The organism is Haladaptatus sp. AB643 (genome assembly GCF_024136975.1).
Taxonomy (GTDB): domain Archaea; phylum Halobacteriota; class Halobacteria; order Halobacteriales; family Haladaptataceae; genus Haladaptatus.
The window spans coordinates 103,560-128,454 of sequence record NZ_JAMYJW010000010.1; the positions used below are offsets into that span (position 1 = coordinate 103,560).

29 protein-coding genes are annotated in these 24,895 nt (G+C 62.6%); 16 read left to right on the top strand and 13 right to left on the bottom strand.

The features are described from left to right. Positions 1–88: 88 nt before the first annotated feature. Positions 89–448, top strand: coding sequence for a hypothetical protein (locus NKF25_RS18105; protein ID WP_253228051.1), 360 nt, complete (start codon positions 89–91; stop codon positions 446–448). An 84-nt stretch (positions 449–532) separates the two neighbouring features. On the opposite strand, the gene coxB is transcribed toward NKF25_RS18105, so the two are convergent. Then, positions 533–1,387 carry a cytochrome c oxidase subunit II gene (gene coxB, locus NKF25_RS18110; RefSeq protein ID WP_253228052.1) on the bottom strand — a complete coding sequence of 285 codons (855 nt, stop codon included), beginning with the start codon at positions 1,385–1,387 and terminating at the stop codon, positions 533–535. A 168-nt stretch (positions 1,388–1,555) separates the two neighbouring features. Here coxB and NKF25_RS18115 point away from each other — a divergent pair, with 168 nt between their 5' ends. The 3 genes from NKF25_RS18115 to NKF25_RS18125 all read left to right on the top strand — a co-directional run bounded on the left by NKF25_RS18115 (position 1,556) and on the right by NKF25_RS18125 (position 4,892). Continuing rightward, entirely contained in the window at positions 1,556–3,823 is a 2,268-nt protein-coding gene (locus NKF25_RS18115) for a DUF6789 family protein (protein WP_253228123.1), read from the top strand. Next, positions 3,820–4,377 carry a hypothetical protein gene (locus NKF25_RS18120; protein ID WP_253228053.1) on the top strand — a complete coding sequence of 186 codons (558 nt, stop codon included), beginning with the start codon at positions 3,820–3,822 and terminating at the stop codon, positions 4,375–4,377. The genes NKF25_RS18115 and NKF25_RS18120 overlap by 4 nt, the downstream gene beginning before the upstream one ends. Before the next feature lie 92 nt (positions 4,378–4,469). After that, entirely contained in the window at positions 4,470–4,892 is a 423-nt protein-coding gene (locus NKF25_RS18125) for a VOC family protein (RefSeq protein ID WP_253228054.1), read from the top strand. Positions 4,893–4,898: 6 nt separating this feature from the next. On the opposite strand, the gene NKF25_RS18130 is transcribed toward NKF25_RS18125, so the two are convergent. The 4 genes from NKF25_RS18130 to NKF25_RS18145 all read right to left on the bottom strand — a co-directional run bounded on the left by NKF25_RS18130 (position 4,899) and on the right by NKF25_RS18145 (position 7,721). Beyond that, a complete protein-coding gene (locus tag NKF25_RS18130) occupies positions 4,899–5,729 on the bottom strand; it encodes a heme-copper oxidase subunit III (protein ID WP_253228055.1) in 831 nt (276 codons plus the stop codon). A gap of 54 nt (positions 5,730–5,783) precedes the next feature. Next, positions 5,784–6,455 (bottom strand): TIGR00266 family protein, encoded by a 672-nt coding sequence (locus NKF25_RS18135; RefSeq protein ID WP_253228056.1) that lies wholly within the window; start codon positions 6,453–6,455, stop codon positions 5,784–5,786. Between the two features lie 61 nt (positions 6,456–6,516). Further along, positions 6,517–7,296, bottom strand: coding sequence for a GHMP kinase (locus NKF25_RS18140; RefSeq protein ID WP_253228057.1), 780 nt, complete (start codon positions 7,294–7,296; stop codon positions 6,517–6,519). A gap of 83 nt (positions 7,297–7,379) precedes the next feature. Continuing rightward, on the bottom strand, positions 7,380–7,721 hold the full coding sequence (locus NKF25_RS18145; RefSeq protein WP_253228058.1) for a hypothetical protein: 342 nt from the start codon (positions 7,719–7,721) through the stop codon (positions 7,380–7,382). A gap of 100 nt (positions 7,722–7,821) precedes the next feature. On the opposite strand from NKF25_RS18145, the gene NKF25_RS18150 reads away from it, so the two are divergent. The 3 genes from NKF25_RS18150 to NKF25_RS18160 all read left to right on the top strand — a co-directional run bounded on the left by NKF25_RS18150 (position 7,822) and on the right by NKF25_RS18160 (position 9,701). Beyond that, positions 7,822–8,694, top strand: a complete 873-nt coding sequence (locus tag NKF25_RS18150) for a winged helix-turn-helix domain-containing protein (protein WP_253228059.1) — start codon at positions 7,822–7,824, stop codon at positions 8,692–8,694. 36 nt (positions 8,695–8,730) lie between these two features. After that, positions 8,731–9,045 (top strand): hypothetical protein, encoded by a 315-nt coding sequence (locus NKF25_RS18155; RefSeq protein ID WP_253228060.1) that lies wholly within the window; start codon positions 8,731–8,733, stop codon positions 9,043–9,045. 302 nt (positions 9,046–9,347) lie between these two features. Next, the gene (locus NKF25_RS18160) at positions 9,348–9,701 is read left to right on the top strand and encodes a spore germination protein GerW family protein (RefSeq protein ID WP_253228061.1); all 354 of its coding nucleotides are present in this window, start codon (positions 9,348–9,350) and stop codon (positions 9,699–9,701) included. A gap of 10 nt (positions 9,702–9,711) precedes the next feature. Here the strand turns inward: NKF25_RS18160 and cruF are convergent, their stop codons facing one another. From cruF to crtI, 3 genes are read right to left on the bottom strand one after another with little or no spacing between them, the layout of a single operon-like run. Then, positions 9,712–10,542, bottom strand: coding sequence for a bisanhydrobacterioruberin hydratase (cruF, locus tag NKF25_RS18165; RefSeq protein ID WP_253228124.1), 831 nt, complete (start codon positions 10,540–10,542; stop codon positions 9,712–9,714). A 19-nt stretch (positions 10,543–10,561) separates the two neighbouring features. Beyond that, positions 10,562–11,389, bottom strand: coding sequence for a prenyltransferase (locus tag NKF25_RS18170; protein WP_253228125.1), 828 nt, complete (start codon positions 11,387–11,389; stop codon positions 10,562–10,564). Positions 11,390–11,423: 34 nt separating this feature from the next. Then, a complete protein-coding gene (gene crtI / locus NKF25_RS18175) occupies positions 11,424–12,911 on the bottom strand; it encodes a phytoene desaturase family protein (RefSeq protein WP_253228062.1) in 1,488 nt (495 codons plus the stop codon). 375 nt (positions 12,912–13,286) lie between these two features. Here crtI and NKF25_RS18180 point away from each other — a divergent pair, with 375 nt between their 5' ends. Beyond that, the gene (locus tag NKF25_RS18180; RefSeq protein ID WP_253228063.1) at positions 13,287–13,595 is read left to right on the top strand and encodes a hypothetical protein; all 309 of its coding nucleotides are present in this window, start codon (positions 13,287–13,289) and stop codon (positions 13,593–13,595) included. Positions 13,596–13,660: 65 nt separating this feature from the next. Here the strand turns inward: NKF25_RS18180 and NKF25_RS18185 are convergent, their stop codons facing one another. After that, entirely contained in the window at positions 13,661–14,929 is a 1,269-nt protein-coding gene (locus NKF25_RS18185; protein WP_253228064.1) for an ATP-binding cassette domain-containing protein, read from the bottom strand. Next, positions 14,926–16,035: a vitamin B12 ABC transporter permease BtuC gene (btuC, locus tag NKF25_RS18190; protein ID WP_253228065.1), complete on the bottom strand. Its 1,110-nt coding sequence runs from the start codon at positions 16,033–16,035 to the stop codon at positions 14,926–14,928. The genes NKF25_RS18185 and btuC overlap by 4 nt, the downstream gene beginning before the upstream one ends. A gap of 62 nt (positions 16,036–16,097) precedes the next feature. On the opposite strand from btuC, the gene NKF25_RS18195 reads away from it, so the two are divergent. The 7 genes from NKF25_RS18195 to NKF25_RS18225 all read left to right on the top strand — a co-directional run bounded on the left by NKF25_RS18195 (position 16,098) and on the right by NKF25_RS18225 (position 21,232). Beyond that, complete coding sequence (locus NKF25_RS18195; protein ID WP_253228066.1) at positions 16,098–17,192, top strand: PGF-CTERM-anchored ABC transporter substrate-binding protein; 1,095 nt, start codon at positions 16,098–16,100, stop codon at positions 17,190–17,192. Between the two features lie 215 nt (positions 17,193–17,407). Then, positions 17,408–17,689: a signal recognition particle subunit SRP19 gene (gene srp19, locus NKF25_RS18200; protein WP_066142943.1), complete on the top strand. Its 282-nt coding sequence runs from the start codon at positions 17,408–17,410 to the stop codon at positions 17,687–17,689. Continuing rightward, positions 17,689–17,916, top strand: coding sequence for a Gar1/Naf1 family protein (locus tag NKF25_RS18205; protein WP_253228067.1), 228 nt, complete (start codon positions 17,689–17,691; stop codon positions 17,914–17,916). The genes srp19 and NKF25_RS18205 overlap by 1 nt, the downstream gene beginning before the upstream one ends. Before the next feature lie 78 nt (positions 17,917–17,994). Continuing rightward, positions 17,995–19,026 carry a presenilin family intramembrane aspartyl protease PSH gene (locus NKF25_RS18210; RefSeq protein ID WP_253228068.1) on the top strand — a complete coding sequence of 344 codons (1,032 nt, stop codon included), beginning with the start codon at positions 17,995–17,997 and terminating at the stop codon, positions 19,024–19,026. Between the two features lie 73 nt (positions 19,027–19,099). Further along, on the top strand, positions 19,100–20,437 hold the full coding sequence (locus NKF25_RS18215; RefSeq protein ID WP_253228069.1) for an ATP-grasp domain-containing protein: 1,338 nt from the start codon (positions 19,100–19,102) through the stop codon (positions 20,435–20,437). A 47-nt stretch (positions 20,438–20,484) separates the two neighbouring features. After that, positions 20,485–20,754 carry a hypothetical protein gene (locus NKF25_RS18220; RefSeq protein ID WP_253228070.1) on the top strand — a complete coding sequence of 90 codons (270 nt, stop codon included), beginning with the start codon at positions 20,485–20,487 and terminating at the stop codon, positions 20,752–20,754. A 55-nt stretch (positions 20,755–20,809) separates the two neighbouring features. Next, positions 20,810–21,232: a hypothetical protein gene (locus NKF25_RS18225; RefSeq protein ID WP_253228071.1), complete on the top strand. Its 423-nt coding sequence runs from the start codon at positions 20,810–20,812 to the stop codon at positions 21,230–21,232. On the opposite strand, the gene NKF25_RS18230 is transcribed toward NKF25_RS18225, so the two are convergent. The 3 genes from NKF25_RS18230 to NKF25_RS18240 form a co-directional block, all read right to left on the bottom strand. Next, a complete protein-coding gene (locus tag NKF25_RS18230; protein WP_253228072.1) occupies positions 21,233–22,231 on the bottom strand; it encodes an ornithine cyclodeaminase family protein in 999 nt (332 codons plus the stop codon). Positions 22,232–22,360: 129 nt separating this feature from the next. Then, positions 22,361–22,582, bottom strand: coding sequence for a hypothetical protein (locus NKF25_RS18235; RefSeq protein ID WP_082837779.1), 222 nt, complete (start codon positions 22,580–22,582; stop codon positions 22,361–22,363). Between the two features lie 324 nt (positions 22,583–22,906). Then, complete coding sequence (locus NKF25_RS18240; protein WP_253228073.1) at positions 22,907–24,154, bottom strand: OFA family MFS transporter; 1,248 nt, start codon at positions 24,152–24,154, stop codon at positions 22,907–22,909. Positions 24,155–24,241: 87 nt separating this feature from the next. Here NKF25_RS18240 and NKF25_RS18245 point away from each other — a divergent pair, with 87 nt between their 5' ends. Continuing rightward, positions 24,242–24,883 carry an SdpI family protein gene (locus tag NKF25_RS18245; RefSeq protein ID WP_253228074.1) on the top strand — a complete coding sequence of 214 codons (642 nt, stop codon included), beginning with the start codon at positions 24,242–24,244 and terminating at the stop codon, positions 24,881–24,883. Positions 24,884–24,895 lie beyond the last annotated feature (12 nt).

Here is a 24,895-nt window from a genome sequence, read left to right on the forward strand (position 1 = left end):
TGATACAAAATGAACCGCTCGTAATCGATGCGAACGATTTCAACGATCTGCGCCACTTTTTCTCGTGGGTGACGAAGGGAAAGCCGCAATGAGAGTAACCTCGCAGAGAGTCCTCGCAAGCCTACTGGTTGCCGTCCTCCTTGTCAGCGGCGGAGCGGGTGTCGCACTCGCCGACGGACACGCCTCGAACAGCGATGTCACGAAGCTTGGTGGGCAGGACATCACCATTAGCGACGTCACGATAACCGTCTCGGACACCCATCTCTCCGGGCCGGGATTCCCGGACGTCTCCATCGATCACCGAACCTACACCCTCGACGATTCCACGATGAGTATCGATGGCCTCCACGTGTCCGTCAACGGGCACCAATACGAAATCTGCAACGTCGACGTGACGCTGAAAAACATCGGTGTGACGCTGAACAACGTCCAAATATCGAGCAGCTAAATCGAGCTAGAAATGTCAGCGGCTACGATCTAGCACACCAAAAACGGTGCTGAGAACTAACACGGAGCGGTGACGCGTTCGTCGTCACCCGGCCGTTTTGGCCGACGCGTTCCGCGTCGCCGACGAACCGTTCGTCGATGCCGCCTTTTTCGACTGGTTTCGCAACCACTGACGGTACTGCTTTTTCGGAAGCACGCGGACTTTCGTCCGCATTCGGGCGTGTCCCGACCCGCAGAACTCGGTGCAGTAGCCGCGATACGTTCCGGTTTTGTAGACACGAGTGTGGATGACCGTCGTTCGCTTGGGGAACACGTCCTGTTTGACCCCTAACTGAGGAATGAACAGCGAATGGATTACGTCCGCGGAGGTCATCCGAATGTAGATGTCCGTGTGGGCGGGCAGGACGAGGTTGTCGTGCGTTGTGACGTTCGTCCCCGGATACTGGAACTGCCACCCCCACTGATAGGCGAGGGTGTGAACTGTCACCGCATTCGATGTATTCGCGGCGTCGGCAACGCCCATTCCCGCACCGCTTCCGCTCGCGCCTCCCAGACTCGAACCGCCCGCGCCACCGGCAGTCCCAGCGCTTCTCGGTTGTGTCGGCGTGATGTACGGGTTCGTCAACACGGTGAACGCGGCGACACCGACGAACAGCAGGATGATGGCGGTAGCGATGGTCCACGTGATTTCGAGCGGCTTGTCTTCCGCGGTCGGTTGCGGGTCGTCGTTGTTTCGAAACCGAAAGACCGCATACACCAAAATGAGCTCGACGAAGAGCGTCAGTGGCAACGCTACGTAAGCGAGCTGGTAGTTCAGCGAGTCGATGAGTCGTTTGTTTACGGACTGTGCGGCCGCTGGTTCGACGGCGGTGATTCCGGCGATGAGGAGAAGGCATGCTATCGTCCCCCACCGAACCCCTCCAGTGCGACGGCGTCGCATCGTTCCCGAGTCAACTGACGTGCGGATATAGCTATCGTGCGTTCGTTGAATTGTCTTTCATCCATCATTATCTCCGAATTTCCCCCCGTCTTTATTGTGGTCGACAGTGACACGAAGGAGTATGCACGGGGGGAGGGGAACGAGCGGGTGCCACCGGGAGGGGCCCCGATGACGAACCGAGCGCTAATCGAACTCACCGTCTTGGGTCTTCTCGTCGGCGGATGTTGGTTGCTCACTCGTTTAGCCCGTCAACGGTCGGCGAAACCGGACGGTGGATATCCGTCCCCACGCGAGTTCGATTTCGACCTCGGTTCAATCTGGAACTCGATAACCTACTGGACGACGACCACGAATCACCGTGACATCGGGAAGCTGTACATCGTCTTCGGGACGTTCGCGGCACTCTGGGGCGGTATCGAGGCGATGATGATGCGGACGGAGCTGTTGACCCCGAATGCGAGTATCTGGTCGACCGAAACGTACAACGCGCTGTTTACGTCCCACGGGTTGACGATGCTGTTCTTCTTCGTCACGCCGGTCTTCTTCGGCATCGCCAACTACTTCATCCCGTTGCTCATCGGCGCGGACGACATGGCGTTTCCGCGGCTGAACGCCATCGGGTTCTGGCTGTTGCCCCCTTCGTTGCTCCTCGTCCGTGGGGGGCTCCCCTCACAGGTGGTCGGCCAGTTCCTCGACCTGGTCGGGATTCACGGACCGCTGTACCAGTTCTTCTGGACGCTTCACGATCCGGAGCTTGGATGGACGCTGTACACGCCGCTCGCGACACAGAGCACGGACCCGCAGGTGAACTTCCTCCTCCTCGGCCTGCACCTCTCCGGCATCGCCACGACCCTCGGTGCCATCAATTTCATCGTCACCATCTTCTACGAACGCGAGGAGGGCCTCGGCATGGGGTCGCTCGACATCTTCGGGTGGAACATGCTCGTGACGAGCGCGCTCATCATCTTCGCGTTTCCACTGCTCGGCAGCGCCGCGATCATGATGCTGCTCGACCGCGTGTTCGGGACGACGTTCTACGCGGCGGGCGGTGGGGGACCGATGCTGTGGCAGAACCTGTTCTGGTTCTTCGGCCATCCGGAGGTGTACATCATCTTCCTCCCGGCGGCCGGATTGATGAGTTTCATCCTCCCGAAGTTCGCGGGCCGGAAGCTGTTCGGGTTCAACTTCATCGTCTACTCCACGATGGCTATCGGTGTGCTCTCGTTCGGCGTCTGGGCCCACCACATGTTCGTGACCGGAATGGACCCACGTCTCCGCGCGAGTTTCATGGCCGTCTCGGTCGCCATCGCGGTGCCGAGCGCCATCAAGACGTTCAACTGGATCACGACGATCTGGTCCGGGGAAATCCGACTCACGGCACCGATGGTGCTCTGTATCAGCAGCATCGGTACGTTCATCGTCGGCGGCGTCACGGGCGTGTTCCTCGCGGCGATTCCCATCGATATCGTCCTCCACGGCACCTACTACGTCGTCGGCCACTTCCATCTGATCCTCATGGGGATCATCCCGTTCATGATGATCGCCGCGAGCTACTACTGGTACCCGATCCTGACCGAACGGATGTACGACCGGCAACTCGCACTGTTCCAGTCCCTGCTGTTCGTCGTCGGTTCGGTCGTGACCTTCGGGACGATGATCATCCTGGGACTGTTGAACCTCCCTCGCCGCTACGCCATCTACCCCCCCGAGTTCGCCTCGTTCCAACGCATCTCGACCATCGGGGCGTACCTCATCGGTCTCTCGGTTCTTTTGTGGCTCTACAACATGCTCTGGTCGTACTGGAACGGCTCACCGGTCACGGACGCCGACGTGTGGGGACTAAAACGAACCAACCAGTTCACCCGCGAGTGGCAATGGTTCGAACGACGACTCGAAGCGAAGTACGGCATCGAACCGACCGAACCGGAGACGACCCGAGCGGCCGCCACGGAGGTCCCGAGCGAGGGGAGTCCGAACGTCTTCCAGGGCGTCAGATCGCTCGGTGTCTCGTTTCCACGAGTCGTCGCAGCGGCCGCGATCGGCGGTCTCGTCGGGACGGTCCTCATGTCCGGCGTGTTGTTCACGGCGACGATTTTGAACGTGTTCAGCCTCTCGTCGTTCGTCAACCTCTCCGGCTTCGTCGGACAGCAGAGCGTGGTCGTCGGCTACCTCCTCTTCCTCATCGGTGGCATGACGACGTGGGCGCTCCTGTTCGCCGTGCTGGCCGAGTACCTGCCGGGTGAGCCCCGTATCATCACCGGGTTGGCGTTCGCGACGGTGATCGCCATCGGGTTCGCCTTGGCGTTCTACACCGGACAGACCGGACTCCATCTGCTCGCGTACGTCGTCTTCGTCCTCATCGCCCACTGGTTCTACGGGTTCGGCCTGTCCGCCACGTTCGAGTATCTCACGGAACGCTGGCAGGTGACCGAATGAGTTCGAACGACCGACAACCCGAATCCGTCACGGAGGAACAATCGGTGCGAGATGCGCTGTTGACCTATGGCGCACCGTTCCTCGGAACGCTCCTCATCGCCATCGGAATCGCGGGCGGCGTCCTCGGCGGCTATGCCGTCGTCCAGACGCATTTCGATCTGTGCGGGCACGCGACCATCGACGTCTATTCGCCTGACGAGACGAACCAGTTGACGGCGGCGACCCAACGTGGTCCGTTCCAGCAGTTCAGCGTCGATGAACTCGCTCCCGCCGAACGCCGGGCGTTCGAGTACGCACTCGACAACCCACGGAGTACCGGTGACGTTCGTGGCCGGTTCGTCCATCGCGCCGCGTTCCGGAGGGGGGTACTCGTCACCTCGGGAGGTGAAACCCACTACGTGACCATCTCCTCAGCCAACCCGTGTCTCGGCGTGGACCCGCTGCTCCTCCCGCTCGGCATCGTGTCCATCCTGCTCGGTATCGGCGGCATCCTCACACCGCCGCTCTACCGAAGATTGCTCGAACGCGAAGAGAGCGGGGAGAACGCGGGATAGAAGCCGACTCGTGTACCGCGTGGGGTCGCATATGCGTACAGCGTGGGGTCGCGTATATCGTGTTCGCCGTCGTCATCTCTGCGGGGGAAACCATGCCACAGCAATCGACCGGCCACATCTCGCGGATTACCCACTTCGCGCTGATCGTCGAGGATCAGGAGGAAGCGCTCGACTTCTACACCGAAACGCTCGGCTTCGAGAAGAAAGAGGACAGCGAGATGGGCGAGGACAGATGGCTCACCGTCGCTCCCGCCGGACGGGACGGTGTGCACGTCATCCTCCGTTCCCCGGCGTGGTTCGGCGGGAAGGACGCCGACAGGTTCTCGCATCTCGTCGGGCACAACCCGATGATAGGGTTGGCGGTGGACGACTGTCACGCGACGTACGACGACCTGCGTGAGCGAGGCGTCGAGTTCGTCTCCGAACCCCAGGAACGGGAGTACGGCGTCGAGGTCATCGCGCTCGACCCGGAGGGCAACGAACTCCTGTTCGTCGAACCGGGGGGGACGGCGTAACTCCTCTCATCCGGAAATGCTCGAACCGAAGTACAGCACGACGACGAGCAAAATCCAGACGGCGTCCACGAAGTGCCAGTACATCGAGACGGTGCTGACCGAGGAGTCCCTGTCGGGGCCGTACTGGCCACGTATCGCTCTCACGAAGACGATGCACAGCAGAATCACGCCGAGCGAGACGTGCAGACCGTGCAGGCCGGTCAAACCGAAGAACGCGCTCCCGAACATCCCGGAGGTCAACGTGAATCCCTCGTGGGAGATGAAGTCGTAATACTCGTAGGCCTGTCCGGCGACGAAGCCCGCACCGAGGAGGACGGTAACGCCGAGGAGGGTCAGAAACCGCTTTCGTTTCCCCTTCCCCAACGCGATATGCGAGAAGTGGAGCGTGAAACTGCTCAGAACGAGGGCGGCCGTGTTGACGAGCAACAACGAACTCAACACGTCGGGGAGTTCCGTCGGCGGCCACGGTTTTACCCGGATGAAGAAATAGTAGGTGAACACTGCGCCGAACGTCGCGATGTCGGTCAGCAAAAACGTCACCATCGTCGCCTCGTAGGTGTACTTCGTCTTGCTCACGCGCCCCTGCCAGTAGTCGTGTATGTAGGCCTGATTGAGCCACCCGCCGAGTCCGACGACGAGCACGGCCAATCCCCCGATAGCGATCACCCATCCGGCGAGTTCGGGGAACACGTCCGTGACGTGACCGAGTATCGTGAGCGCCGCGCCGAGATACATCGTTCCCGCCCCGATGGCACCGATGATGGGCCATCGACTCCCCTCGTGGTGCGCCGAACCGTCGGTTCCCGACGACTCGCCGTGTGCCACTGACTCGGACATAACCGGTAGAGACACACCACGGAGTGACAAAAATTCGACGGCAATCGGGATCGGTCAGTTCCCGTTCGACATCGACTGCATGAACACGAGCGGGTCGCGGGTCTGGAGCCACGCCGTCCCCTCCCCGGAGAAGTGTGTCACGCGCCCCTCGCCGCCGAGGATCGAGGATTTGATCCCGCCGTCCGTTTTGCGCGTGAGGTTCAACCCGTCCGTCCACGCGATGAGGTGATCCTCGTCCACGACGAGCGGATCGTCGTCGGTGATATCGACCTCGTACAGCGATCCGTACGAGGAGAGGAATGCGATGCCGTCACCCTTCAGGGCGAGGACTGTCAGTTCGCCCGACGAGAAGAAGTTCCCGGCCTCGTTGACCGCAGTTTCGTGTTCGACCTCCGGCGTCCACGCGACCGGTGCGCCCGATTGGGCCTTGATGCGCCCGGTCTCCCGAAGATCGATCGGGATGATGTCGCCCGGCATATCGGGCGCGAGCGTGACGTGTGCACCGTCGACCGACGCCGTGAACGTGTTCGAGACCATCTCCCGTTCGTCGCTGATGGCCCGGGAGAGCATGCCCGAGATGCCGTCACCGCCCGCGATTTGGGCGTCCGCCTTCATGCTCTCACTCCGACTCACCATCGCACCCGTCTTCGCCTCGATGTGCTCGTCCGCGTCGAGCGTCACGGTGAGGATCGCGTTGCTCGGTCCGTTGGTAATTTCGTACTCCATACGGAAAAATGAGGGTATCACAGTATATGAATCTACTTGCCTGAGCGGTTGTGCCGCCGTTTTATAGCAATCCAGCACCGGTGAACGAAATCTCTGTTCGGTTCGGAAGCACGTCCTCGACGCCGACGGCGAAGACCGTTTCGCCGAGCATGGCCATGCTCGCCGCGCCGCCTGTTTCCTCCACGTCGGCCACGGTGCGTCGAACCCGTTCGGTCGGCAGTCCGATTTCCCGTGCGAACGCCCAGGAATCCCGCGTCAGGCGTTCGAGCGACGGTTCGCCGGGAAGCAAATCGAGGGTTCGCCCGCCGACGGTTTCGATTTTCGTCATGATGTCGGCGTCGTCGAGCGTCTCGCTGGTCGCCACCCCGCCGAACGAGACGTACTCGATGGCGTTCGTCGGTTCCCACCGTCGCCGTCCCGTGCCGTCGTCCATCATCAAGCCCCCGGCGGATTGGATGAACACGTCCCCAAGTCCGGTTCCAGCGTTCACCTCCGCGACGTGTGCGGCCTGTACGAGGTCCTCGCGCGAGCGCCCGAGGTCGAACGTTTCGTTCGCGGACAGCGCCGTTGCGAGCGTGGCCGCACCGCTCGCTCCGAAGCCACAACCGATGGGAATCGCCGATTCGAGTTCGACGCGCGCCGTCACGGCCAACCCGTCGAGGACTCCGGCGACCGGTTCGAAGTCGGTCCGCTCGCCGTCCAGCAATATCTCGGTTCGGTCGGCCTCCCGAACGTCGGCCACGATTCCGTCCTCGATAGCCATGCTCGCGCCTTTCGATCCGTCGCCCGATTCGGCCGGTGCGAACACCGCCGTCACGCTTCCCGGAGCGAACGCTCTCATACTCGTATGGATGTAAAAGTAGGCCTTGAATCCCCCGTCACCGGAACCTCGTATTAGCAGGTGTATAAATCGAGCGCGGGCGTTCACATCGCCCCGTCGTCGAATTCGAGCGTCACGTCGAGTAGGTCCGACAGAATCTCCGGAAATTCGACGACTTTGACCCGTTCTTCGTCCTCGTGGAGGTGGACGATTCCGGCGGCGACGAGTCGAGGGATGTCGGTGTGGTGCAGTTCGGTGTAGATGTGGACGTGTTCCTGCCCGGAGAGCGGTTCGTCCTGTTCAGCATCCATCCACCCCGCCACGCTGTCCGCGAGGCGCGTAACGGTCGTCCGGTCGTGCCGTCGGAGATGATACAATGCGTACCGCCGACGCGGTTCCGCGAGAATCTGAAGCAGTGCGCGTAACGAGTGTTCGTCGCCGTCCATGCCTTCGCTTACCGGATGGTGTATTTTTAGGGTGGATTAATAAGATACCGGATTCACCTGTGTCGTGCAAAGTTATAGTCTCCCCTTGGAATGATAGGGTATGGTCGACTTCCTGCCCTCCACCGTCGATTCCGTCGCGGACGAGGACCGCGACCCGCGGGTCGTCGGCGTCGACAGCGAAGATGCGGACGCGTTAGTTGCCGCCCTCTCCTCACAAACCGGCCGGGACATCCTCGCCACCCTCTACGAGGAACCGGCGACCCCGGCCACCATCGCCGAACGCGTCGATACCTCCCTTCAAAACGCCCAGTACCACCTCGGCAAACTGGAGGACGGAAACCTCGTCGAAGTCGCGGACACGGCCTACTCCGAGAAGGGTCGGGAGATGAAGGTGTACGCCCCGACGGCCGAACCGCTCGTCCTCTTCGCCGGGAACGAATCGGACACGGGAGGGCTACAGTCCGCCCTCAAGAACCTGCTCGGCGGAATCGGCGTCCTCGGACTGGCGAGCCTCGTCGTTCAGCGACTCGCCGACGGCAAACCGCTTCTCGGAACGTTGACCCTGAGCTCCGGAGGCAGTGACAGCACTTCGGGGGGAAACGCCGACAACGGTGCCGATAGCGCGGCGACGACGCACGCCAACAACGCGGGCGGTAGCGCACCCGATACGACGCACGCGAGCGGGACGCACGCGAGCACGACCGCCCATAACGCGGGCGGAGCGGCTGACAACGCGACGTCCACCCTGAGTAAAACGGTGGATCACACGACGACGGCAGTGCATCACGCGACCACGACGGCTTCGGATCAACTGACGTCCACGATGCAGTCGAGTACGACGAGCACAACGCGGACGGTCGCCGAAAGCGCGGCGAGCGCCGGAATCCCCCCGGGGCTGCTCTTTTTCGCCGGAGGAGCGTTGATTCTCGTTCTCGGCTTCGCCGTCTGGTATCGCCGGACGTACCGACGCTGAACGCTAAGAGCCTCCGTACCGTCTTCTTGGGTTGTCATGCTCGACCGGGCGACCCTCGGCACCGTCGGGACGGTTTGTACCGTACTGGGAGCGGCGCTCCTCGTCGTCTCGTTTCCGGTCGTTATCGTCGGGATTTCCGACGTCGTCTCGCAGACACGGACGGTGACCGCCGCACTCGCCGTGCTCGTGCGGACCGCCCCGAGCGACACGGCCCTTCACGGGCCGCGATCACGGCTCTCGTTCGGTTTGCTCGGGGTCGGCGTCGGGTGCTGGTTGCTCGGTGCCGGACTGCTCGCCCAGGGGCGTATCGAGCGGTTGGAAAAGCGGGACGGGAGAAACGGCGGAGCGTGACGAGTGAAGCGTCCATGAAGTGAAAGGGATCGAAAAGGGGGTGGGGTGTGACAATTGGTGGGTGTGGCGCGAGGTTCCGAAGAACCTCGTGAACGTCGAACACCGTCACACGGCGAGTCGTTGGCGACGACAAGGGGCAACGGTGCAACCGCAGGTATGGTGCTGTCCGATGGGTGATGGCAGGATTTGTCACGTCAACGTTGGGTGCGCCACGGATCGTGAGAGACACTGCTCGCAAAAAAGCGTCGCTAAGTGGTCTATATAGCGGAAAATAGCCGCGGTTCGGCGCGCAGGCTGTCAGTATGCAAAACCATTTGACCCTCCCGTCGGTTGCGAACGACATGGACGCGTTCGAGCGACTGGAGGCATTTCTCCAGCAACTCCGTCGGAACGTCGGCGTCGAAACCGTGTACGGCACTCCGATTCGTCTCAAGAATCGGACTATTATTCCGATCGCCAAGGTCGGCTACGGGTTCGGTGGTTTCGGCGGCGGGGGAAGCAGTCGAATGGGTGGCGGCGCGACGGCGAAACCGGTCGGCGCGCTCGAAATCACGCCGGACGGTACGCGGTTCGTCCGGTTTTCCGAATCCCGGCGAACGCTGATGGCGATCGGCGTCGGCCTCGTCCTCGGTGTACTCCTCGGACGCGGGAACTGATTTTTCCGGCTCAGCGGGACGGGGTGACCGAACGGAGGACGGCGAAGTCGAAGCGGTCGATCCGTCGAAGGCCGACGAACAACAGGACGGCGACCCCGACGGGGAGCCAGTGGACGAAGTAGGCGTTCATCGCCCCCCAGAGGATGACGAAACTCACCATGTCGTCCAGCATGAACTCACAGGAGTCGAGACGGTCACGGAGCGCCCGCCAGTCGAAACCGAGTTCGACCAATCCGACCGCGATAGCACCGCTGACGACCCAACCGAAGTAGTTCGAGAGCGGGACGCCGTAGTAGATGCCGCCACCGGGGTACGTCCAGAACCGGAGCGCGACGGCCGCCGGGTCCAACACGAGGTCGATGACGACGACGACGGCGAGCGAGGCCGCAAAGCGGGCGAACCGCGAGTCCGCGCGCGGACCGAGCAGGAGGAGACAGAGCAGGTAGCTGTTCAACACGAGCGGGAAGAAGAAGACGGGAAGCCCCGCCGGAACCGTCCCGAACAGCATCGGACCGAGTTCGAGGACGTAGTGGAACTGCCCGTACGGGAACCCCGTCGTCACGCCGACGAACTCGATGAGGTAGGTGTACGCCGTCAGCAGCAGCAGTGCGATACCCGCCCGTCTGTCGATGAGCGGCAACAGTCCGGCGACGAGCGGCGAGCGCATGACGACCGTGCCGAAGATGATGAGGAACGGGTTCCGTGCGAGCCACGCCGGAACCCACGGCTCGGTGCCCACGATGAACATCACGGCCCCGATGAGCGGAAAGACGACGGCGATGGTGAACCGGTTCTCGCGGACGAGCGCTGAAATCCGTGTTTCGATTTCCCGCCTGTCCATCTCCCGCCAATCGGTTCCGCTATCCATGCAGCACACCCCACAGGCCGCCCATCGTCAACACGGCCCCGACGACTGTGTTGATGGCCGGATACCACCAGTAGGCCCGTGAAATGGTCACGTCGCGGGCGACCCACACGACGACGAGGAGGGGGTAGGCCAGCAGGAGCACGCCCGCTCGTACGTCGAGGAGCGCGAAAAGCCCCGCCGCGGCCAGCCAGCAGGCCGCACAGTACGCCAGCGTTCTCGACTCGCCGAGGATGGTTGCAGTGGTTCGAATCCCGGCCCGTCGGTCGGGTTCGATGTCGGGAATCGCCGAGAACGTGTGCATGCCCATCGCCCAGAGCCACCCGCCGAGGACGGCGAGGAACGGCGGCTGACTCCCGGACAGCGTGGCGTAGGCCATCGCGCCGGGAAGGACGTACAACCCGTTGGAAATTGAATCGAGGATCGGCGTCGTCTTGAACCGTAGCGGCGGTGCGGAGTACTCCGCGCCGAGGACGAGAAACCCGAGCAGCCACGGCCACGCGGCGGGCGGCGTGACGAGGAGGAACCCGAGGCCAAGGAGGGCACAGACCGCGACCGCGACCGGAACCGTCCGGTCGCCCCGATACCGCGTTTCCCGCTCGTCCTTCTTCGGGTTCTCCTCGTCGATGTCCGCGTCGAACACGTCGTTGATTCCGTAGAGGAAGACGTTCGCAGGGAGGAGGAAATAGACGAAGAGGGCGAGCGAAACCGGCGAGAGCAGATCACCGAGCGATGACGCGCCGTAGGCGAGGCCCACCAGTACCGGCCCGGCGAGGTAGAGCCAGAATCGCGGCCGCGACAGTTTCAGTAGGGAGCGGATCATCGGTCGATAGTCGAGCATCGGTTGATAGTCGAAATTAGTAATCCTCGATCATGGCGTCTGCGGTGTGCTGGCCGCCGATGAGACACATCGGAACGCCGATGCCGGGGTTCGTGTACGACCCGGTGAAGTAGAGGCCGTCAATCTTCGAGGAGCGGTGGCGGGGGCGCATCGGCCCGGTCTGCATGAGCGTGTGGGCGAGTCCCAGCGCCGTCCCCTTCGTGCTGTTGTAGCGGTCGGCGAACTCCGAGACGGAGAACGACTTCTCGAAGACGATGCGGTCCTGGAGCGAGACGCCGGTGTTCGTCTCGATGTCGGAGAGGACTTTCTCGCGGAAGTTCTCGCGGATGGCCGGGCCGTCCGGCAGTCCGGGTGCGATGGGGACGAGCGCGAACAGGTTGCTGTGCCCCTCGGGTGCGACGGAGTCGTCCGTCTTGCTCGGCACGCAGAGGTAGTAGGCCGGGTCGGCGGGCCACGCCGGTTCCTCGAAGATTTCGTCGAAATGTGAATTCCAGTCCTCGGGGAGGACGAGGGTGTGATGGGCGAGCGGTTCGACGTCCCCCTCGACGCCGAGATACAACAGGAACGCCGAGGGCGCGTACGTTCTCGATTCCCAGTAATCCGCGTCGTACTGGCGGGATTCCGGCGGCAGGAGTTCCTGTTCGGTGTGGGCGTAGTCGGCGTCGCTGACCACCAAGTCGGCCGCGATTCGAGAATCGCCGCTGTGGACGAAGAAGTCGCCCTCGTTGCCCGTGATGTCCGTCACCTCGTGGTCGGTTTCGAACTCGACGCCCAGTTCCTCCGCGAGTTCGACGATGCCGTCCACGACGTCGCCGATGCCGTTTTCGGGGTAGTAGACGCCGAGGTTGAAATCGACGTGGCTCATCAGGTTGTAAATCGAGGGCGTGTTGTTCGGCGACCCGCCCAAGAAGACGAGCGTGTACTGCATGATCTGCTGGAGTCGCGGGTTCTCGAAGTAGCCCTCGACGTGTTCCTGCATCGACCCGAGGAGGTTCAAACCGCGCGCGTTCCTCGCCACGTCCATCGAGACGTAATCCCGAAACCGGGAGCGGTCGGTGTAGACGAAGTGTTCCATCCCGACGTCGTAGCTCTCCTCGGACTTATCGAGGTAGCGCTGGAGGGCCTCGCCCGCCCCGTCCTCGTACGATTCGAACAGCTCCTTGTTTCGCTCCAAATCGGGAACGATGTCGATGGAGTCGGTGGTTTCGTCGTCGGTTTTGAAGAAGATACGATAATGCGGGTCGAGTTGCTGGAGTCGGTAGTAGTCGCTCGGCGTTCGGTCGAAGTGGCCGAAGAATCGCTCGAACACGTCGGGCATCAGATACCACGACGGCCCCATGTCGAACCGGAAGCCGTCCGCTTCGAGCCTGCTGGCACGGCCGCCGAGCTGTTCGTTCTTCTCGAGAACCGTCACGTCCGCGCCAGCGTCGGCGAGATAGCACGCGGTCGAGAGGCCGCCGAAGCCGCTGCCGACGACGACCACCGAGCAGTCAGCGAGATTCATACAGGACCTGGGGTTGGAAGACTGATAAAAACAACCCCCCGACTGTTGGGTTTCATCACCGTATAAGGTCGGTTGTTCGGGGGTTTAGCTGGCGTATAACAAAGGTACGGGGTGTACTACAAGTAAGTGCGCCCAACTCCTGACTCGGGCGCGTCAGTGTGTCAGTGTGAGCGCGCGTATGTCGGCGGTGCCAGAGGCTCTGGCGGAAGGATGGCTTCCTTCCAAAGTGTCACCAAACCTCTCACGTAAGTTCTCATACCGAGATACCGTAGACCCCCACACTGCACCACCCCTCCCTTGCTTTCATCTCTCTTCATATCGTTCGATAGACTTATACTCCAGTATCACACCGTGAGTACCAACAGGGTCGAACGAATGGAGTTAGACGCATTCTTTCTGTTGTTGGGTGTCGCCGTCCTCTCGTTTCTCCTCGTCGTCTCTCTGTACGTCGTCTGGTCACGGGTCGTCGGTCTCGACCCGACGTTAGTCCGGGAGTTCGCCTCCTTCACCGGCATCAAACGGTTTTTCACGGCGTTGGTGTCCGGCGCACTGCTCGGAACCGCCGTCGTCGTCGCGCCGTCCGTCCCGGTCGGTATCGCGGCCATCGTCATGCTCGCGGCGAGCGTCTTCGCCGGTCTCATGCTGTTCGAGTTGCTGCAGAAACGACGGACGAACGGGATGTAGCGCGGTCGTGAGCTGACAAGAATAGGTACTGGTACCCTCTCGACAAAATCCGAATCGGCTATCGTTCAGATCACCCTGGAGACGGTGGAGAGGAGGTCGTCGGGGGCAACGACCGCGCCCCGCTCGCAGAGGGATCGATACTGCACCGCCGCGTCGCTTCCGGCGTAGTTCCGCTCCGCGAACGGTCGTTCTTCCACGACGACGACCGAGTCGGCTTCCGCGACCGCCTCCAGATTCGCCAGGTTTCCCGCTCCGATTTCCACGTCGGCGAGGACGGTCACGTCGGCCTCGCGGATTCGTCGCTCGACGGCTTCCCGCGCTTCCGTTCCTATCGGCGCGAAGGGGTCTTCGGTGACGACGTCGAGTCCGAGAAGCCGGGCGGTTTCGAGGTCCGAATCCCCCTCGTTCAGCACGCCGACGGACACCTCGTACCCCGCCGCGGAAAGCAGGTAGAGCAGTCGGGAGACGGTTCCACCGCCGCCAACGACGTGTATCCGACCACCCGTTTCCCCCGTTCCCCCGTTTTGCGCGGGTCGGTCGGGGAGCGCGGTGACGTACGTCGAACCGGTGACCGGATGGCTGGAAACGACCGCACGGGCGTCGAACGCCTCGCGTAGCGTCTCCTCGGCCAGCACTTCCGTCGGCGGTCCGGACGCGAGCACCGATCCACCCGCGAGCAACAGGAGTTCGTCGCAGTAGTGGGCCGCGAGGTTCAGGTCGTGAATCGCGGCGACGACGGTTTTCCCGTCCGCGACGAGTTCGCGGACGAGTTCGAAGGTTCGGACTTGGTGATTGATGTCGAGGCTGGCCGTCGGTTCGTCCAGCAGGAGGACGGGCGTGTCCTGTGCGAGCGCCCGCGCGAGCAGGACGCGCTGGCGCTCGCCGCCGCTGATTTCGGTGATCGAACGGTCGGCGAATTCCGAAACCTCGGTTCGGGCCATCGAACGCTCGACGAGGTCGGTTCCTGTTGCGGCGCTCGTGTCATCGTTCGCCCCGTCGCCGAGTTCGCTGCCGAACCGCGAGCGATACGGGTTTCGGCCCATCGCGACCACGTCTCGCACCGAGAAATCGAACGATAACGTGGTGTCCTGTGGAACCGTCGCCACGCGGCGACTGGCGGCCTTCGAGGAGAGGTCGTCGATTGCGTCGTCCGAAACGACCACGCGGCCGGAATCCGGCGTGAGAACGCCGTTCATCGCGCGGAGAAGGGTCGTCTTGCCCGCGCCGTTCGGCCCGACGAGGCCGACGAACTGCCCGTCCTCGATGGTCGCGTTGACACCGCTGAGGATTTCGTTGTCGCCGAGCGTTATCGCCACGTCCTCGATTCGGATCACAGCGAGCGCACCTCGCGTTTCCGCAGGAGATAGAGGAAGAAGGGCGCGCCGAGGAAGGCGGTGACGATGCCGACCGGGAGTTCGGCCGCGCCGACGGCGGACCGGGCCACGGTGTCCGTCGCAACCAGAAAGACCGCACCGGCGAGCGCGCTGGTCGGGAGCAGGATTCGGTGGTCCGGACCGACCAACAGGCGCATGATGTGCGGGACGACGAGGCCGACGAAGCCGATGACGCCCGAAACCGCGACGGCGGCGGCGGTGACGACGCTGGAGACGGTCAACAGGAGTCGCTTGGTTCGTTCGACTTCGACGCCGAGGTTGTGAGCGTCCTCCTCGCCGAGCAGGAGGACGTTGAGGTCGGGGGCGAAAAAGAGCAGGACGACGAAGCCGAGAACCGTGACGGGAAGCGCGATTCCGAATTTCGTCCACGACGCGTTGTTGAGGTGGCCCATCAACCAGAACACCGCCTCGCGTAGGCTCCGCCCGCTCTGGAGCAGGAGGTAGGAGACGACCGCGCCGAGGAGCGTTTGGATCGCGACGCCAGCGAGCAGGAGGGTTGCGACGGGTGTTCTGCCGTTCTGGGTCGCCAGCAGGTAGACGGCGAACGCCGCGAGAATCGCGCCGACGAACGAACAGACGGGGAGCGCGAACGGGATCGAAATCGAGAGCGCGATGGTCGCCACCGCGCCGACGGCCGCGCCCGAAGAGACGCCGATGATGGAGGGGTCCGCCATCGGATTCCGGAAGAAGCCCTGCATCACGACGCCCGCGGTGGCGAGGGCGAATCCGACCACGGCGGCGAGAGCGATTCGCGGCATCCGGAGTCGCATGACGATGATCGTGGCGGTTTCCGGGACGGCGAAGGAGAAGAGGTGGCTGTACTGCAGATCGAAGGAGGGGAACGTGATGACGAGTCCGCCGGGAACGGTGAGCGCCCCGCTCACAAACCGGATTCCGGTCGGGACGGCCAGCGCGTTGAGCAGCGCCTTTCCGACGACGAGCGGCGAGAGCGACGTCGGGCCGATGGCCGCGCTCACCAACACGACGGCGACCAGCGCCGCTACCAACCCCACACACCACGTCGTCACTCGCGTCCCGTATCGCATCTATCTGAAAGTGAAATTGCTTTAGGTAAATATTTATTGAATACGGCCGACGTGCCGACTACATGAGACACCAACTGTTATCGGCGCTGTTGCTCGTTACTGTCGTCGTCAGCTCCCTCGGGGCTGGCGTCGGTGCGGGCGTCGCGGGCGCTGCTGACGCACAGACCACCTGCAAGTTCCCGGTCACGAAAACCGACGCGACGGGAGCGAAAGTGACGATAAACGAAGAGCCGAAGCGGATCGTCACGCTCTCGCCGAGCGCGGCCCAGACGATGTGGAAGATCGGCGGCAAGGACAAGGTCGTCGGCGTGTCGAAGTACTCGGCGTACCTCAACGGCGCGAGCGAGAAGACGAACGTTTCGGGTGCCGGGATGACCGCCGTCGTCCCGGAGAGGGTCGTTTCGCTGAATCCCGATCTCGTCCTCGCCCCGAACGTCATCTCCGACGAGACGGTCAAAAAGCTCCGGAACGCCGGACTGACCGTCTACAAGTTCCGCGAGGCCAAATCCATCGACGACATCTACGCCAAGACGAACCTCACCGGCCAGCTCACGGGCGAGTGCGGCGGTGCGGAGAAGACCGTCTCGTGGATGAAAGACCGAATCGAGACCGTCCATCAGGCCGTCGAGGGTGAGGACAGTCCCTCAGTCATGTACGTGATGAGCGGCGGGTACACCGCCGGGAACGGCACGTTCATGGACACCATCATCACGCAGGCTGGTGGGACGAACGTCGCCGCGGAGGCCGGAATCTCCGGCTACCAGCCCATCAGTAACGAGGTCGTCGTCAAGCAGAAACCCCAGTGGTTCATCGTCTCGACGGGCGCGAAGGTTCCGGACGCCTACAGCAGCACCCCCGCCGCGAAGAAGAACCAGACCGTCTCGCTGAACCCCAACTACGTCAGCCAGCCCGCCCCGCAGATCGTCAAACCGATAGCCAAACTGGCAAAGACGCTCCACCCGAAGGCCTATCAGAAGGCCAACGTCACGACGACGACCGAGAAGACGATGACGTCGACCGCCTCGGATTCGAGGACAACCACGACCACCGCCGGTTCGTCCACCAGCACGAGCGAATCGGGTGGCCAACCCGGATTCGGCATTCCGATTGCGGTCGTGGCACTAGGACTCATTGGACTGTTGACGCGGCGGTTCTGAACGGATTTTTCGTTTTTCGCAGTTACCGTTTTGCATAGACGTGTTTGGCAGTTTTACAGAGGGTGCAAGTACTGGGATGGAGTAGCGTGTATCACAGGTAAGCTAGTTCTACCGATTTCATACTGATTGCAACTAAAAACCACTCCCCCTCCACGAACCCCTCCTCGTCGGCGTGACACGAAAAGGAGTTTAACGCCGGACTGTGGAGTGACGGTATGGTCGAAATAGTCATCTGGCCCGCCTACATCGACGCGGGGTTGACTCGCGGACAAGGGCGACGGGTACCGGAAGGGATGGCCGTCGAGGAACCGACGGTGGACGAAATCGCACGGGCGGTACAGCAAGTCGGCTACGACACGGTGATCGAACGCGACAAGGCGTACTCCCGCGAGGGATGGGAGGAACGCGGACGCGTGCTGGTACAGAACGCGGATGATTCCGCGAAGAACGACGTCGTACAGGCCGTCGCCGCATACGTCACGGCCATGCGCGAGTGATGCAGCGACTCGGACAGGTCGTCCGGACGGCCCAAGGACTGGCCATCGTTCGCTCGCCGAGCGAGGAGTACCCGGACATCGGAACGATGGTGGTGGACGAAGGACTGACGACGGTCGGACGGGTCGTGGACGTGTTCGGGCCGGTGTCCCAGCCCTACGTCGCGGTGTCACCGGACGACGAGACGCCGCTTCCGACGCTCGTCGGGGCGAAACTCTACGCCCGGTAAGGTTCCGTTCGGTTCTGAAACCCCTAATCGATCCGACGAACCCAAAACCACAAAGAGGGGTCACTTCTATCTCCCGACATGGACAATCGAACGCGGGAGTTCTTCGCGTCCGGGTTGACCGTCGCCATCTTTCTGGCGGTGCAGCTCGGCGCGCTGGCGCTGGTGAAGCCGTTCAAGACGGCGGGCTACCAGACGGTCAGCGACCCGTCGGACCCGACGAACAGCCTCGTCTACATCGGCGTCATCCTCGTCTTCACGGCGGGAATGCTCGTCGTCATCAAACTCGGCGTGCAGTGGATCCTCCGCGCGGTCATCATCCTCACCAGCGGGATGATTTCGCTGTACGTGTTCAGCGTCGTGATTCCGGCGGTCGTCACGGTGACGGTCGCCGATTCGCAAGTCAACGTGCTCGCGTGGGTCTTCGCCGCGCTCGTTTCACTCGCGCTGGCGGTGTATCCGGAATGGTACGTCATCGACGCCGCGGGCGTCCTGATGGGTGCCGGGTCGGCGGGGCTGTTCGGTATCAGCTTCGGTTTGCTCCCCGCGATCCTCCTGCTCGCCGTGCTGGCCGTCTACGACGCCATCAGCGTCTACGGCACGGAACACATGCTCACGCTCGCCTCCGGCGTGATGGACCTGAAGATACCCGTTATCCTCGTGATTCCGCTGTCGCTCTCCTATTCGTTCCTCGAAGACACCGTGCAGGCGACGAGCGAAGGCGCGGTCAGCGAGAACGACGACGAACTGGTCGGCGATGGGGACGGCGAGTTCGACGATCCCGAGAGCCTCGGCGACGCGGTCGGTGATGAAAGGGAACCGAATCGAGACGCCTTCTTCATCGGCCTCGGCGACGCCGTCATGCCGACCGTGATGGTCGCCAGCGCGGCCTTCTTCTCCCCGGCGAACGCGCTCCTCTCCGGAATCGCGCTCAACCTGCCCGCGCTGACCGCGATGATCGGAACGATAGCCGGACTACTCGTCCTGCTGTGGATGGTGATGAAGGGCCGAGCACACGCCGGACTGCCGCTCCTAAACGGCGGCGCGATCGGCGGCTACCTCGTCGGCGCGCTGGCGAGCGGCATTCCGCTGATGAAAGCGCTCGGATTGTAACACGACCGTTCTCGAACCTCTCAGGGTTTCGTACCGACGAAACGGACAGGCCCATCCCTCGCGTAGGAAAGCTATGACTCCTCTCGGCGAAGGAAGGTCTTCTCCACACGACGAATCCGTTCGTGTCGGCGTCCTCAGTTTTCACAACAGCAAGGAGACGAAGGCGATTCTGAACGCGATAGACGATCTAGGTCACGTCCCCGTCTGGCTTCGAAAGGGAAACACCCGCGTCCAGATCATCGGGGACGAACCGCGACTCGACCCCGACGTGGACATCGTCGTCAACCGACTGCTGTTGACGACCGCCGAACATCCGCTCGAACACCTCGAAATCGCCAACACGCTCGCCGGGCATCGGCCGATGGTCAACCCACCTTCGGCCGTGCTGACGGCGATTCACAAGTACGCGACAGCGGTTCGACTCGCCAACCACGGCGTGAGAACGCCGGATTCGTATCTGGGATTGTCCGCCGCCACGTTTGCCGAGGGGAGTCGGTACGTCGGCGGATCGATGCTCCAAAAGGCCGGTATCGGGACCCACGGTGACGCGGCGTGGAAGGTGGCGCGAAACGAGCGACCGACGCCGGTCGTCGGTCACAGGCACACGTTCCTACAGCGATTTCTGGACCAACAGGGCAAACAGTCCGACGTGCGGGTGTACGTCGTCGGCGACGAGATCGTCGGCGCGATGCGGCGGTTGGCCCCGAACGGCGACTGGCGGACGAACGTCGCGCGTGGCGGCACCCCGGAGGACGTGACGGACGAACTCCCAAAGGAAGTGGGGTCCATCGCCCTCGACGCGACACACGCCCTCGGTCTCGACGTGGCGGGCGTGGACGTGATGGAGTGGCGCGGGGATTGGTACGTCCTCGAAATAAACCCGACGGCGGGGTTCACCGGCTTGTTCGACGCGACCGGCAAGAGCGCGGCCCCGTACGTCGCCCGGTACGCGATCGAGCGGGCCGGTGGCGAGGTGGCCCCCGGGCAGGTCGGAGAGATCGCGAAAGCGCTGGACGATTCGGTTCCCGCCTGTAAACCACGTCGATCGGGCGGAACGAACCGCCACCGAACCGTCGGCTACACGGAACGGGTGGTCGTCAACGGAATGCGGACGTCGGAATCGGTCATCGCCAAGGCCGACACGGGTGCGACCCGAACGAGCATCGGTATCGACCTCGCGTCAGCGGTCGGCGCGGGTCCCATCAAGAGCAGCGCCGCCGTGAAGTTCGGCAGCGGGAAGGCGAGCAAGACGCGGCCGCTGGTGGACGTGGACATCGGTATCGGCGAACGGTGGCACAGGGTGACGGCCAGCGTGGAGGACCGAAGCCACATGCGTCATCCGCTCATCCTCGGACGGGACGTGCTCTCGGACTATCGCATCGACATCCGTCGGCGGGCGGGCGAGGAGTAGGGAAACGGCCAAAGAAAGTTTCCGTTCACTCTCCGCAGGCACGAACGATGCCAGAGATGCCAGACACGGGCACGGCGACCATCGTCTACGACGACCCGGAGGGAGAGGTAATCGAACGAGAAGCCGAGAACGACGACATCGTCTACTTCGACGACCACTGGCTGATCAAGGTCGGGGTCAACGACGAGGGCGACGACATGGTCCGACGCGTTCCACGCGAACGCGTCCACTACGTCGAACGCTCCATCGACGAACTCGAAAAGAAGGTCGAAAGCGCGGTCGAGAAGGCGAAAGAGCAGTTCGGCTGGTCGGTGTAATAGCCGATTCGGTGTGCCATCACGACTATTCGTACCGCCGCCGTGAGCCTATTCCATGGCTTCGAACGCAACAACTGGATTCGTCGGTGGACTCTTCAGTACCGTCGTCATGACGGCGTTCCGTGAGTCGATTTCGCTGTCGTACCCGCCGACAGCCGAGTTTTGCGCGAAGTTCCTCGGCGGCGAACCGAACGACCATCCGGCCGGTTCGATCGCACTTCATCTCCTGTACGGTGGATTCGCCGGTAGCCTCTTCGCCGTCGCGTTTGGGGAGGGATCGAACTCGGCACTCGACACCGAGACGGAGGGGATAATCGGCGGTCTCGGCTACGGCCTCCTGCTCTCCCTCTTCGGGGAACGGGTCATGCTCGGTCGACTGTTGGACATGGCTCTCGAAGAGGACGAATCCATGATTTTCCACGCCGGACACGCGATGTACGGCGTCGCGCTCGGCGCGTGGGTCGGTTCGCGGTCGTAACTACTCGCCGGTCAGCGCCTCGCTCGCGGGCGAGAACGAAATCGTCGAGCCCAACCCTTCCTCGCGGGCTTTCTCGTAGAGCATGTACGCCGAAGCGACGGTTTCGATGCCTGTTCCGCCGCTGTCGAAGACGGTGATCTCCTTGGCCGACTCACGGCCCGGTTTCTCGCCCGCGACCACCTCGCCGAGTTCGGCGTGGATGTCCTCTTCCGTCACGTCGCCCGACTCCATCGCCAGGAGGAACGACCCCGCGTCCGACGTCGCGCGCTCCCGCAGGTCGGGGACGTACGTCGAGCGCGCTATCGTCGTCGCGTCGAGTTCGCGCTTTTTCGGGTGATACTGACCCATCGCGGTGACGTGTGCACCGTCCTTGAGCAGGTCGCCGTCGAACACCGGTTCGCTGGCCGTCGTCGCGGTGATGACGATATCGGCGTCCTCGACGGCCGCGGCACTGCTGGCGACGGCGGCGACCGAGGCGTCGTACGCCTCGTTCATCTCGCCCGCGAACGACTCCCGGTTCTCCTTCGTCGGCGAGTAGACCCAGACGGTTTCGATGTCCCGGACCGTCATCGCCGCTTTCAGTTGTCCGCGTGCCTGCGCCCCGGTACCGATGAGCGCGAGCGAGGTTGCGTCCTCTCGCGCGAGTGCGTCGAGTCCGACCGCACCCGCCGCACCGGTCTTGAACGGATTCATGCTCGCGCCGTCGATGAGCGCGAGGGGTTCGCCGGTCTCGGCGTCGAACAGCGGCGTCATGAACCACGCATCGCCCGCGCCGAACCCGGCGGGATACATGTAGCCGCCCATCGCGCCCGTTTCTGGGAGAATTGCGGAGTAACTCGTCAGCATCCCCGCCGGTTCGTCGTTCACCAGCGTCGTCCGGGGCTTCGCGGGCGCTCCCAGTCCTCGCTGACGATAGCCGTCACGCACGGCATCGACAAACTCGTCGATCTCTGCCAGTCCAGCGACGTCGTCGCTCGTCAAAAACAGCGTCTCGGTCATGGCTGGACGAACGGAAGCCAGCGACAAAACCGTTGAGGAACGGAGACGGTAGCCGTCGGGAATGAAGGGTGAAAATGAACTGCGAACGTGAAACGAACGGAGAAAGGAGAGGGAAAAGAGGGACGAAAATTACTCAGCGGAATTGACTGGCGCGGATGACTGGGGGTTCGGGGCAGATGCTTCATCGACGGGGCCGTTTACGAACAGTGCGTGTCCGATGAGGAGCACGGAAACGAACGCTCCAAGGGGTACAGCGGTCGTTAGCGCGAGTCCAGCGATGCTGAACGCTCCGGTTACACCGACCAATGCGAGTGGGATCAGGCCAAGAATGAGGTCATAGTATCCAGTCATAATGTATTCAATAATATGCGGTATAGGTATATAACTGTTTCCCATAGGCGAAGCAGCTGATTCCTGTATGGATTGAGAATGCTCTAAGGAAACCACCGGTTACATTCTCATAACTTATAGAGACGCCATCAAGATACAGGGCCTGAAAACCGAGAATTCTGCACTCTCTGTGGGGAGAGTAATGCTCGAGAGTAATTCATTCTGCCAAAAAATCATGTTAACGATGCACATGATAGGTGCTGTCTGAATTCCTCGAGGGAGGATTACCAGGGATAATTGAGATAGGGCGTCGATGGTCGACGATCGAACGGCGGTATTCACCGATCAGTCGTGCGTCGGGGGACGAAGGAGCAACGCGCCGAGCGCCGCCACGATTGCGAGAACACCGCCGATGAGGAACGCGACCGTCCATCCCATCGCCGTAACGAGAAACCCTGTAACTGCCCCGCCGAACACGCCACCCCACATCTTCCCCGAGTAGAGCAGTGCGTAGTTCGCCGAGGAATGTTCCCTTCCGTAGTAGTCGCCGACGACGCTCGGGAACAGCGTGTACTGTGGACTCCAGAAGAACGTGGCGACGATGACGGCGAGGACGAACCCGATGTCGGAGTTCACGTTGGCGAACCAGACGACGGCGAACAGACCGACGCCGCACAGGAAAAAGGAGACCGCCATCGCGCGCTCCCGATCGATCCGGTCGGACGCGTCGCCGACGATCAACCGCCCCGCGCCACCCGAAAGCGGCAGTACGATGGCGGAAACGGTTGCAATCATCGCCGCCAGCCCGAAGTGCTCGGCGAAGGAGACGACCTTCGCGGTCAGCATCAACCCCGCCCCGCTCGCGCAAACGAACATCACGTACATCACCCAGAACTGCCACGTTCCGGCCATCTCGCGCCACGTGTACTGCGGGCCCGAAACCATCTCCGTCGCCTCGTCGCCGCCGTCGGCCGTCGCTTCGAGCCATCCCTTGGGCGGGTCGCGGAGCACGACCGCTCCGACGAGGATTCCGATACCGATGAGCAACCCCATGTTCCAAAGGACGCCCGGGTAACTCGACGCCGTCGCGTTGGTGCGCACGTACGGAACTACGAGCGCACTCCCCGCCGCGAACGCCATCGTCCCCAGCCCGGTCGTCAGACCGCGCCGGTCGGGGAACCACTTCAGCGCCGTGTTCACCGCGACGGTGTAGACGATACCGACCCCGATGGCCCCGAGCGAGTAGAAGAGATACAACTGCCAGACGCTCGTCGCGCGGGACAAGGCGAGATAGCCACCTCCGGCGAGGATTCCCGCGAGGAGCGTCAGCGCCCGTGGGCCGTGTCTGTCGCGCCACCAACCGACGGGGAACTGTGACCCCGCCTGAAAGATGACGAAGAGGGTGAACACCGCGCCGAGCGCCGCAGGATCGATGGCGAGGCGATTCGCTATCGGCGAGCGGAGGGACGACCACACGTATTGATACGGACTGACCAACCCCATCATCACGACCGCGGCGGCGACCTGCCACCATCTGGAGAACCCGAGCACGTCCTTGGCGCGGGCAGAATAATCGACATCGGTAGTACTCATGGCGCAACCGACCAACCGGATAACAATCAGAGTTGGGTTTGGGGAAACCCGCGTAAGTTTATGAGGGAATACGAACTATTATCCACCATGAAGGGGAGAAAATCGTATTTCGTCGCGCTCGCACTCGTCGTCGTTTCGTTCGCCCTGGGCGTGTACTACTATCCCCGCATGCCGGACCAAATCGCGTCCCACTGGAACGCGAGCGGGAACGCCGACGGCACGATGCCGAAGTTGTGGGGACTGTTCCTGGTCCCGACGATGACCGCGGGACTGTTCGTGCTCTTCGCCGCGATTCCGCGGATCGACCCGCTCCGGGAGAACATCGCGGAGTTCCGGCGGTACTACGATCTGTTCATCGTCCTGTTCGTCGCGTTCATGCTGTACATGCAGGTGCTGATCGTCCTCTGGAACCTCGGCTACCGATTCGACTTCACGATGGTGCTGTCGCCAGCCATCGGCGTGCTGTATTATTTCATCGGCGCGCTGATGAGCCGCGTCGAGCGGAACTGGTTCATCGGCGTCCGGACGCCGTGGACGCTCTCGGACGATAGGGTGTGGAAGAAGACCCACTCGCGTGCGGGGCCGCTGTTCAAAATCGCGGGAATCATCGCCATCCTCGGCGCGTTTGTCCCTCGGTATGCGATTTACCTCATGGTGGGCCCGGTCATTCTCGTCGCGGCCTATCTCATGCTATACTCGTACGTCGAGTACCGGCGCGTCGCCGCGTGAAAACGCTATTTT